The following is a 9941-nucleotide window of genomic DNA, read 5'->3' on the forward strand; positions in this document are numbered from 1 at the left end:
GGCTCGCCGACGTCCTGCAGTGGAACCCGGCCGCGGTCTACATGGACCTGGTCCGCTTCGCGATGATCGACGACTACGGCTCCTCGTACCTGCCGTCGCACGTGTGGGCCTTCGCGGTGGGCTGGGCGCTGCTGGCCGGCGTGATCGGCTTCATCTACTTCTGGAAGGCGGAAGAGAGGTACGGCCGTGGCTGAGGAGAGGACGGACACCCACATCCCCACCGTCATCGCGGACGACCTGCACATCGTCTACCGCGTCAACGGCGCCCGCGGCGGCCGCGGCAGCGCCACGGCGGCGCTCAGCCGGATGATACGGCGGGGCAAGGACGACGAGGCACGGGGCGTGCGCAAGGTGCACGCCGTGCGCGGCGTCTCCTTCGTCTCCCACCGGGGCGAGGCCATCGGCCTGATCGGCTCCAACGGCTCCGGCAAGTCGACCCTGCTGCGGGCCATCGCCGGCCTGCTGCCCGCCGAGAAGGGCAAGGTCTACACCGACGGCCAGCCCTCCCTGCTCGGCGTCAACGCGGCCCTGATGAACGACCTGACGGGCGAACGGAACGTCATACTCGGCGGGCTGGCCATGGGCATGTCCCGCGAGCAGATCAAGGAGCGCTACCAGGAGATCGTCGACTTCTCCGGCATCAACGAGAAGGGCGACTTCATCACCCTGCCGATGCGCACCTACTCCTCAGGCATGGCCGCCCGGCTCCGTTTCTCCATCGCCGCGGCCAAGGACCACGACGTCCTGATGATCGACGAGGCCCTGGCCACCGGCGACCGCAAGTTCCAGAAGCGCTCCGAGGCGCGGATCCGGGAACTGCGCCAGGAGGCCGGAACCGTCTTCCTGGTCAGCCACAACAACAAGTCGATCCGCGACACCTGCGACCGCGTCCTGTGGCTGGAGCGCGGCGAACTGCGCATGGACGGCCCGACGGACGAGGTGCTCAAGGAGTACGAGAAGTTCACCGGCAAGTAGCCCGGTCCGCCCCGGACCCGCCGGAACGGGCCGACAGGGTCCAACACCTGCAAAAGAAGCGTCAACTCCTGCCGTACGCAGGAATCTTGACACCGACCGGTGCGTTGTTCCGAAGCGCGGGGACACCCCGGCGGTCCGTACCGCGCTGTACAACGTAAGCTGTACCGGTGCCTAAAGACGGCAATCAGGGCCATAACGCGCGACACCGACCGGCGACCCGGCCGGGCGAAAGTGTGAGCGGCGTGTCCGAAATAGTATGCATTGGGTCGGCAGTGTAGAACGGGAGATGTGACGGCAATGGCTACGGAGACTCCCCTGCTCAACGCAGTGTGTGCCGTCCCCGCCCAGGGCAGCCCGCGATGACACGAACCGGCGCGACGCGCGCGGCCGACGCCGGGCGCGCCCCCCTGGACGCAGAACGCGCCACCCTCGACAAGGCCGCCGCCGAGAACTTCCCGGTGGCGCCGTTCTTCCTGCCCGGAGCCTGGCGCGCCGACCTGATGGCGGTCTACGGCTACGCCCGGCTCGTCGACGACATCGGCGACGGCGATCTGGCCCCCGGCGGCGCCGACGCCGCACTGCTCGGCGTCGCCCCCGACCGGGCAGACGACCGGACGGCGCTGCTGGACGCCTTCGAGGCGGATCTGCACCGTGTGTTCGACTCGGTCCCGCGCCATCCGCTGCTGCGCCGGCTCCAGCCGACGGTCCGCCGCCGCGGCCTGCCCCCCGAACCCTTCCTGGGCCTGATCGCCGCCAACCGCCAGGACCAGGTCGTCAGCCGCTACCAGACCTACGACGACCTGCTCGCCTACTGCGAACTGTCGGCCAACCCGGTCGGCCGCCTGGTCCTCGGCGTCACCGGGACCTCGACCCCCGAGCGGATCCGCCGCTCCGACGCGGTCTGCACCGCCCTCCAGATCGTCGAGCACCTCCAGGACGTCACCGAGGACCTCGGCCGCGACCGCGTCTACCTGCCCGCCGAGGACATGAAACGCTTCCACGTCGACGAGGCGGACCTCGCCGCGCCGCACGCCGGCGCGTCGGTGCGCGCGCTGATCGCGTTCCAGGCGCAGCGCGCCCGGGAGCTCCTGGACGAGGGCGCTCCCCTGGTGGACAGCGTCCGCGGCAGGCTGAAGCTGCTGCTCGCGGGGTTCGTGGCAGGGGGACGGGCGGCCCTGGGCGCGATCGCCGCCGCCGAATACGACGTACTTCCCGGCCCGCCCAAGCCCGGCAAGGTCCGGCTGCTGCGCGAGGCCGGCACGACGCTGCGAGGAGAGGGGTGATCCGGGCCGTGGAGCCGGACACACACACGTCGGCGCCGGTGCTCGCCGCCTACCGGTACTGCGAGGCCGTCACCGGACAGCAGGCCCGGAACTTCGCCTACGGCATCCGGCTGCTGCCGACGCCCAAGCGGCGCGCGATGTCGGCGCTCTACGCGTTCTCCCGGCGCGTCGACGACATCGGCGACGGCACGCTGCCGGACGACGTCAAGGCCGCCCGGCTCGAGGACACCCGGGCGCTGCTCACCCGGGTCCGGGACGGGGCGGTCGACGAGGACGACACCGACCCGGTCGCCGTCGCCCTCGCGCACACCGCGCAGCGGTTCCCGGTCCCGCTCGGCGGCCTGGACGAGCTGATCGACGGCGTCCAGATGGACCTGCGCGGCGAGACCTACGAGACCTGGGACGACCTGAAGGTCTACTGCCGCTGCGTCGCCGGCGCCATCGGGCGGGTCTCCCTCGGCGTCTTCGGCACCGAACCCGGGGCCCGGGGCGCCGAACGCGCCCCCGAGTACGCCGACACGCTGGGGCTCGCGCTTCAGCTCACCAACATCCTCCGGGACGTCCGGGAGGACGCCGAGGACGGGCGCACCTATCTGCCCGCCGACGACCTGGCCAAGTTCGGCTGCTCGGCCGGGTTCGGCGGGCCGACCCCGCCGGAGGGATCCGACTTCGCCGGCCTCGTCCACTTCGAGGTGCGCCGGGCCCGCGCCCTGTTCGCCGAGGGCTACCGGCTGCTGCCCCTGCTCGACCGGCGCAGCGGCGCCTGTGTCGCCGCCATGGCCGGCATCTACCGCCGTCTCCTCGACCGCATCGAGCGCGAGCCCGAGGCCGTGCTGCGCGGCCGGGTCTCCCTGCCCGGCCGCGAGAAGGCCTACGTCGCGGTGCGCGGCCTGTCCGGCCTGGACACCCGGCACGTCACCCGGCGGACCGTCAGGAGGCGCGCCTGATGGACACCTCACTCCCCCTCGACGGCGCCGCCGGTAAGCGGGGCGCAACCCTCCGCCGCGGCCCCGCGTCCCTGACCAGGACGGCCTGCCGCGCACCGGTCCGGCGGCGCGGCGGCCGGACAGGGGAGGACGCGCCATGACCCGTGTCACCAGCTCCGGGGACCCACTCGCCGGCGACGACGCACCGGCGAGGCGGCACGCCGTCGTGGTCGGCGGCGGCCTCGCCGGTGTCACCGCCGCGCTCGCGCTCGCCGACGCCGGCGTGCGCGTCACCCTGCTCGAAGGCCGTCCCCGGCTCGGCGGGCTCGTCTTCTCCTTCCAGCGCGGTGACCTGACCGTCGACAACGGTCAGCACGTCTACCTGCGCTGCTGCACCGCCTACCGCTGGTTCCTCGACCGGATCGAGGGGGCGGCCCTGGCCCCGCTGCAGAACCGTCTCGACGTGCCCGTGATCGACGCCGACCGACCCGAGGGGCGCCGGCTCGGCCGGCTGCGCCGCGATCCGCTGCCCGTACCGCTGCACCTGGGGCGCAGCCTCGCCGCCTACCCGCACCTCTCGCTCGCCGAGCGGGCGAACGTGGGACGGGCCGCGCTCGCGCTCAAGGGACTCGACCTCGCCGATCCCGCCCTCGACGACCAGAACTTCGGCAGCTGGCTGGCCGCGCACGGCCAGTCGCCGCGCGCCGTCGAGGCCCTGTGGGACCTGGTGGGGGTCGCCACCCTCAACGCGGTCGCGGGTGACGCGTCCCTGGCGCTCGCCGCGATGGTCTTCAAGACCGGTCTGCTGTCCGACCCGGGCGCGGCCGACATCGGCTGGGCCCATGTCCCCCTGGGCGAACTGCACGACCGGCTGGCCCGCAAGGCGCTCGACTCCGCGGCCGTCCGCACCGAGGTCCGTACCCGCGTCACCTCCGTCTCCCGGCGCGGCGACGGGAGCTGGAGCGTGCAGGTTCCCGGCGAGACCCTCGACGCAGACGCCGTGGTCCTCGCCGTACCGCAGCGCGAGGCGTACGACCTACTGCCCGCCGGAGCGCTCGACGACCCCGGGCGACTGCTCGGCATCGGTACCGCGCCCATCCTCAACCTCCACGTCGTCTACGACCGCACGGTGCTCACCAGCCCCTTCTTCGCGGCCCTCGGCAGCCCCGTGCAGTGGGTCTTCGACCGCACCCGGGCCTCCGGCCTGCGGGAGGGGCAGTACCTGGCCGTCTCGCAGTCGGTCGCCCAGAACGACATCGACGAGCCCGTGGCCGTGCTGCGCGAGCGCTACCTGCCCGAACTGGAGCGCCTGCTGCCGGGCACCCGCGGCGCCACCGTGCGGGACTTCTTCGTCACCAGGGAGCGCACCGCCACGTTCGCCCCCGCTCCCGGCGTCGGACGGCTCAGGCCCGGCGCGCGCACCAAGGCTCCCGGCCTGTACCTGGCCGGAGCGTGGACCGCCACCGGGTGGCCCGCGACCATGGAGGGTGCGGTCCGCAGCGGCGTCGGCGCGGCGGACGCCGCGCTGAGTGCCCTGGGCCGGCCACGCCCCCGTCACCTCTTCGCCTGGGACGGGGCAGCCGGCCGCGACGCCCCGGGCCCCGCCGTGCGAGAGGGACTCCGGTGAGCGCCGACGCACCCGCCACGGCGGGTCCCCGCACCCCCGGTACCGCAACAAGAGGAGAGACTGTGCCCACTGTGCCCCCGGCCTCGAAGGCCGCTGGAAGGACCGCGGCGGACGTGCCCGCGCTCCTGGAGCGCGGCAGGACACTGGCCATGCCGGTACTGCGGGCGGCCATCGACCGCCTGGCGCCCCCCATGGACACCGTCGCCGCCTACCACTTCGGCTGGATCGACGCCCAGGGCAGGCCCGCCGACGGCGACGGCGGCAAGGCCGTGCGCCCCGCGCTCGCCGTGCTGTCCGCCGAGGTCACCGGCGCCGCTCCGGAAGTCGGCGTCCCCGGCGCGGTCGCCGTCGAACTCGTCCACAACTTCTCCCTGCTGCACGACGACCTCATGGACGGCGACGAGCAGCGCAGGCACCGCGACACCGTCTGGAAGGTGCACGGTCCCGCCCAGGCCATCCTGGTCGGCGACGCCCTGTTCGCCCTCGCCAACGAGGTGCTGCTGGAACTGGGCACCGTCGAGGCCGGCCGGGCCGCCCGCCGGCTGACCACCGCCACCCGCGCCCTCATCGACGGCCAGGCGCAGGACATCTCCTACGAGCACCGCGACCGGGTCGGCGTCGAGGAATGCCTGGAGATGGAGGGCAACAAGACCGGCGCCCTGCTCGCCTGCGCCAGCTCCGTCGGCGCGGTGCTCGGCGGCGCCGACCCGCACACCGCCGACACCCTGGAGAAGTACGGCTACCACCTCGGTCTGGCCTTCCAGGCCGTCGACGACCTCCTCGGCATCTGGGGCGACCCGGCGGCCACCGGCAAGCAGACCTGGAGCGATCTGCGCCAGCGCAAGAAGTCCCTCCCGGTCGTGGCGGCGCTCGCCGAGGGCGGCCCGGCCTCCGAGCAGCTCGCGGAGATCCTCGCCGCCGACGCGGGCGGCAGCGACTTCGCGAACTTCTCAGAGGAGGAGTTCGCGGCCCGCGCGGCCCTCATCGAGCAGGCCGGAGGACGGGAGTGGACCGCGGGGGAAGCACGCCGTCAGCACACCGTCGCCATCGAGGCCCTCGACGCCGTCGACATGCCCGACAGGGTGCGGGAGCAGTTCACGGCGCTCGCGGACTTCGTCGTCGTACGAAAGAGATGATCACTATCGGTCGAATAGCCCTCGCGTAGTCGCCGGCCGGTGTTGCGGGGAGTACGGCACCGGCCGACGGCGGACCCACAGCAGACGCACACATTGCAGGACTGCACGAAGGGGAAGCCATGACAGCGACGACCGACGGAAGCACCGGGGCGGCGTGGCCGTCCTCGGTGGCCGCGGCCAGCGACACCGACACCGACATCCCCGTGGCGGCCGGGGTACCCGACATCGCCGCCGGCGCCATGCGGCGCGCCACCGAGTTCCTGCTGTCCCGTCAGGACGACCAGGGCTGGTGGAAGGGAGACCTCGAGACCAACGTCACGATGGACGCCGAGGACCTGCTGCTGCGTCAGTTCCTGGGCATCCTCGAGGACGAGACCATCCGGGCCGCCGCCCTGTTCATCCGGGGCGAGCAGCGCGAGGACGGCACCTGGGCCACCTTCTACGGCGGGCCCGGCGACCTCTCCGCCACCATCGAGGCGTACGTCGCGCTGCGGCTGGCCGGCGACCCGCCGGACGCCCCGCACATGGCGCGCGCCGCCGCCTGGGTCCGCGACCGGGGCGGGATCGCCGCCTCCCGGGTCTTCACCCGGATCTGGCTGGCCCTGTTCGGCTGGTGGAAGTGGGAGGACCTGCCCGAACTCCCGCCCGAGCTGATCTGGTTCCCGACCTGGGTGCCGCTCAACATCTACGACTTCGGCTGCTGGGCCCGCCAGACCATCGTCCCGTTGACGATCGTCTCCGCCGAGCGGCCGGTACGGCCCGCCCCGTTTCCGCTCGACGAACTGCACACCGACCCCGCCAGGCCCAACCCTCCCGGACGGATGGCGCCGGCGGCCAGCTGGGACGGCGCCTTCCAGCGGCTCGACAAGGGCCTGCACGCCCTGCGCCGGGCCGTCCCGCGCCGGCTGCGCAGGGCGGCGATGAACACCGCGGCCCGCTGGATCATCGAGCGGCAGGAGAACGACGGCTGCTGGGGCGGCATCCAGCCGCCCGCCGTCTACTCCGTCATCGCGCTGCACCTGCTCGGTTATGACCTGAACCACCCGGTGATGCGCGCCGGACTCCGCTCCCTCGACCGGTTCGCCGTGTGGCGCGAGGACGGCGCCCGGATGATCGAGGCCTGCCAGTCCCCGGTGTGGGACACCTGCCTCGCGACCATCGCCCTCGCCGACGCCGGTCTGCCCGCCGACCACCCCCAACTGGTCAGAGCCGCCGACTGGATGCTCGGCGAACAGGTCGTACGGCCCGGCGACTGGTCGGTACGCAGGCCCCAACTGGCACCCGGCGGCTGGGCGTTCGAGTTCCACAACGACAACTATCCCGACATCGACGACACCGCCGAGGTGGTCCTCGCGCTACGCCGGGTCAAGCACCACGACCCGGAGCGGGTGGACAACGCCATCGGCCGCGGGGTCCGCTGGAACCTCGGCATGCAGTCCCGCAACGGCGCCTGGGGCGCCTTCGACGTCGACAACACCAGCCCGTTCCCCAACCGGCTGCCGTTCTGCGACTTCGGCGAGGTCATCGACCCGCCGTCGGCCGATGTCACCGCGCACGTCGTGGAGATGCTCGCCGTCGAAGGACTCGCCCACGACCCGCGCACCAGACGCGGCATCCGGTGGCTGCTCGCCGAACAGGAGCCGGACGGTTCGTGGTTCGGACGCTGGGGCATCAACTACCTCTACGGCACCGGATCCGTGGTGCCCGCACTGGTCGCCGCCGGCCTCCCCGGCTCGCACCCGGCCGTCCGACGGGCCGTGTCCTGGCTGGAGTCGGTCCAGAACGACGACGGAGGATGGGGCGAGGACCTGCGCTCCTACCACGACTCCCGCGAGTGGAGCGGCAAGGGCGCCTCGACCCCCTCGCAGACCGGATGGGCGCTGATGGCCCTGCTGGCGGCGGGTGAGAAGGAGTCCGCGGCCGTCGAACGCGGCATCGCCTGGCTGGCGGCCACCCAGCACGAGGACGGCTCCTGGGACGAGCCCTACTTCACGGGCACCGGGTTCCCCTGGGACTTCTCCATCAACTACCACCTCTACCGGCAGGTCTTCCCGCTCACCGCGCTCGGCCGGTACGTGAACGGGGAGCCGTTCGCCAAGCCGCCGGCGGAGGTGGCGGGGGCGGGTGCCGGTGCCGGTGCCGCTGCGCACCGGCACCGGCCGGCCGAGGCGAAGGGCAACTGATGAGCCCCCGGGCGGCCCCGGCGCCGTTGCTGATCGCCTGCGCGCTCGGCATCGAGCAGCTCGCTCTGCGCGAGAGGGGCCGCGGCGGCATCGGCGGACCGGTCACCGTCCTGCGCACGGGCATGGGGCCTGCGGCGGCCGAGCGCTCCGTCACCCGGGCGCTCGCCGGCCCGGCGCTGCGCGACGCCGCCATACTGGCCACCGGCTTCTGCGCCGGACTGGCCCCCGGGATGCACCCCGGCGACCTGGTGGTCGCCGGGGAGACCCGCGACCCGCGCGGCAGCGTGCCGTGCGTCGGGACCGATCTGCTGGTGAAGGAGCTGGCGCGGGTCGCACCGGGGCGCACCGTCCACACCGGGCCGCTCACCGGCTCCGAGCACGTGGTCCGGGGGCACGAACGGTACGAGCTGCTCGCCACCGGCGCGATCGCGGTCGACATGGAGTCCGCGGCCACGCTCCTGAGCGCCGTCCGCGCGGGTGCGCGCCCGGTTGCGGCCGTACGGGTGGTCGTGGACGCTCCTGAACATGAACTGGTCCGGATCGGCACGCTGCGCGGTGGAATATCGGCTTTCCGCGTTCTTCGTTCCGTTCTTCCCGCGTATCTCGAATGGCACCGTTCCTTGCTGCTCCCCTGGAGGTGAGCCAGATGGCCATGCCGCTGCGTCAGTCCATCAAGGTCGCTACATACCTGGCCGAACAGAAGCTCCGACGTCGGGAAAAGTTCCCGCTGATCGTCGAGCTGGAACCGCTCTTCGCCTGCAACCTCGCCTGTGAGGGCTGCGGAAAGATCCAGCACCCGGCCGGGGTGCTCAAGCAGCGCATGCCGGTCGCGCAGGCCGTGGGCGCGGTGCTGGAGTCCGGGGCGCCGATGGTGTCGATCGCCGGCGGCGAGCCGCTGATGCACCCTCAGATCGACGAGATCGTCCGCCAGCTGGTGGGCCGGCGCAAGTACGTGTTCCTGTGCACCAACGCCATGCTGCTGCGCAGGAAGATGGACAAGTTCACCCCGTCGCCGTACTTCGCGTTCGCCGTGCACATCGACGGACTGCGCGAGCGGCACGACGAGTCCGTCGCGAAGGAGGGCGTGTTCGACGAGGCGGTGGCCGCCATCAAGGAGGCCAAGCGGCGCGGCTTCCGGGTCACCACCAACTCGACCTTCTTCAACACCGACACCCCGCAGACCATCATCGAGGTGCTCAACTACCTCAACGACGACCTCCGGGTCGACGAGATGATGATCTCGCCCGCCTACGCCTACGAGAAGGCCCCCGACCAGGAGCACTTCCTCGGTGTGGAGCAGACCCGCGAGCTGTTCAGGAAGGCGTTCGCCGGGGGCAACCGCCGTCGCTGGCGGCTCAACCACTCGCCGCTGTTCCTGGACTTCCTCGAGGGCAGGGTCGACTTCCCGTGCACGGCGTGGGCGATCCCGAACTACTCGCTCTTCGGCTGGCAGCGCCCCTGCTACCTGATGAGCGACGGATACGTGCCGACGTACCGGGAGCTGATCGAGGAGACCGACTGGGACAAGTACGGCCGCGGCAAGGACCCGCGCTGCGCCAACTGCATGGCGCACTGCGGCTACGAGCCCACCGCCGTCCTCGCCACCATGGGGTCCCTGAAGGAGTCCCTGCGCGCCATGCGCGAGACGGTCTCGGGAAACAGGGAGTGACGCCATGACGGCTGTCTCCCTCGGGGTCCCCGAGGTGCCGGTCCGGCCGCTCGCCCCGCGCCGTAAGAGCCGGAAGATCCAGGTCGGGTCGGTGGCGGTGGGCGGGGACGCACCGGTGTCGGTGCAGTCGATGACGACGACG

General features: G+C 72.4%; 9 protein-coding genes and 2 pseudogenes. All 11 read left to right on the forward strand.

What is annotated here, in order from left to right; all coding sequences use genetic code 11:
- Window positions 1-194, forward strand: a pseudogene (locus ACFYQA_RS38575) (ABC transporter permease); the annotation flags it as partial.
- Window positions 187-975, forward strand: a complete 789-nt coding sequence (locus ACFYQA_RS38580) for an ABC transporter ATP-binding protein (protein WP_386395996.1) — start codon at window positions 187-189, stop codon at window positions 973-975. The pseudogene ACFYQA_RS38575 and the gene ACFYQA_RS38580, both read left to right, overlap by 8 nt.
- 359 nt (window positions 976-1334) lie before the next feature.
- Entirely contained in the window at window positions 1335-2258 is a 924-nt protein-coding gene (gene hpnC, locus ACFYQA_RS38585) for a squalene synthase HpnC (RefSeq protein WP_388928382.1), read from the forward strand.
- A complete protein-coding gene (hpnD, locus tag ACFYQA_RS38590; protein WP_388928384.1) occupies window positions 2255-3205 on the forward strand; it encodes a presqualene diphosphate synthase HpnD in 951 nt (316 codons plus the stop codon). Before hpnC ends, hpnD begins: the two co-directional genes overlap by 4 nt.
- Window positions 3205-3345, forward strand: a complete 141-nt coding sequence (locus ACFYQA_RS38595; protein ID WP_388928386.1) for a DUF6380 family protein — start codon at window positions 3205-3207, stop codon at window positions 3343-3345. The genes hpnD and ACFYQA_RS38595 overlap by 1 nt, the downstream gene beginning before the upstream one ends.
- Window positions 3342-4811, forward strand: coding sequence for a hydroxysqualene dehydroxylase HpnE (hpnE, locus tag ACFYQA_RS38600; RefSeq protein WP_388928388.1), 1470 nt, complete (start codon window positions 3342-3344; stop codon window positions 4809-4811). The genes ACFYQA_RS38595 and hpnE overlap by 4 nt, the downstream gene beginning before the upstream one ends.
- Window positions 4812-4882: 71 nt before the next feature.
- A complete protein-coding gene (locus ACFYQA_RS38605; protein ID WP_386396000.1) occupies window positions 4883-5947 on the forward strand; it encodes a polyprenyl synthetase family protein in 1065 nt (354 codons plus the stop codon).
- 119 nt (window positions 5948-6066) lie between these two features.
- Window positions 6067-8130 carry a squalene--hopene cyclase gene (gene shc / locus ACFYQA_RS38610; RefSeq protein ID WP_388928390.1) on the forward strand — a complete coding sequence of 688 codons (2064 nt, stop codon included), beginning with the start codon at window positions 6067-6069 and terminating at the stop codon, window positions 8128-8130.
- A complete protein-coding gene (locus tag ACFYQA_RS38615; protein WP_388928392.1) occupies window positions 8130-8771 on the forward strand; it encodes a 1-hydroxy-2-methyl-2-butenyl 4-diphosphate reductase in 642 nt (213 codons plus the stop codon). The genes shc and ACFYQA_RS38615 overlap by 1 nt, the downstream gene beginning before the upstream one ends.
- A gap of 5 nt (window positions 8772-8776) precedes the next feature.
- Window positions 8777-9799, forward strand: coding sequence for an adenosyl-hopene transferase HpnH (gene hpnH, locus ACFYQA_RS38620; protein WP_388928394.1), 1023 nt, complete (start codon window positions 8777-8779; stop codon window positions 9797-9799).
- A 4-nt stretch (window positions 9800-9803) separates the two neighbouring features.
- Window positions 9804-9941, forward strand: a pseudogene (locus ACFYQA_RS38625) (4-hydroxy-3-methylbut-2-en-1-yl diphosphate synthase); the annotation flags it as partial.

It is taken from the genome of Streptomyces sp. NPDC005774, from assembly GCF_042871645.1.
Taxonomy (GTDB): domain Bacteria; phylum Actinomycetota; class Actinomycetes; order Streptomycetales; family Streptomycetaceae; genus Streptomyces; species Streptomyces pratens.